The sequence below is a fragment of the Photobacterium sanguinicancri genome, assembly GCF_002265265.1.
Taxonomy (GTDB): Bacteria; Pseudomonadota; Gammaproteobacteria; order Enterobacterales; family Vibrionaceae; genus Photobacterium; species Photobacterium sanguinicancri.
In genome coordinates this window covers 1-727 of the sequence record NZ_NOIF01000407.1, presented here as the reverse complement: position 1 = coordinate 727, position 727 = coordinate 1, and the positions used below count along the sequence as shown (strand labels likewise).

The window sequence follows — 727 nt, the reverse complement described above, 5'->3', positions numbered from 1 at the left end:
ATCTAGTTCACCACTTGATTTCATGTTTTTTAAGCGATCATTTATAAATGTTTGGATGGATTTGTCCATATTAGGGTCAAATGCCAAGTAAATAGGGTAATCAGGGATGATTTTATTAAACGACTGAGTTTTATATTGCTCCCTGTCTAAATTTAGTTCTGATAAGTTATATTTTATTCGAGAGTCCATTTCAACGAATGCAGCGTCACCCTGTAGTTTTTTTACAATACGAAAAGCGGCTTGGTAATCCTTAACACGCAGTTCTTCCACTTTTCCGGATTGGATGAAAGGTGTTAATTGTGGATAGTCAAAGCCATGAAGTAAAACGACGATTTTGTTTTCTATGTCTTTCATGTTTTTGAAAGTAAATTCATTTTTTTTACTGCTTAACAAAACGTGTTTAACTGTATAAATAGGCTCTTCAGATAGGTTTTTAGCCTGTACACCTCCCCATGATGGGCTCCCGTATGTAATCCAATTGGCTTGACCGCCTCCTTCAAGAATTGAAATCATTCGGTTGAATGGGTACGAGTGATAGTTAATCGCATACTGACTACCTTCAAATACTTTTTTTACGATATCAGTAACAATTCCACTGTGCTGATCTGCTTTATTCTCTATTTGAAAGGGGGCCGCTTGTTTTGCTATCACATAATAATTGATATCATTTGGGGATGCAGCGACGGATGAGAAGCTTAGTAATGCCGTTATTGATAGTGTTATGACT

1 protein-coding gene is annotated in these 727 nt (G+C 36.3%); it reads right to left on the bottom strand.

Features of this window, described 5'->3' with window-relative positions:
- Positions 1-723, bottom strand: a 723-nt coding sequence (locus ASV53_RS24320) for a substrate-binding periplasmic protein (protein WP_094959023.1), incomplete at its 3' end; no start/stop codon positions are given.
- Positions 724-727 lie beyond the last annotated feature (4 nt).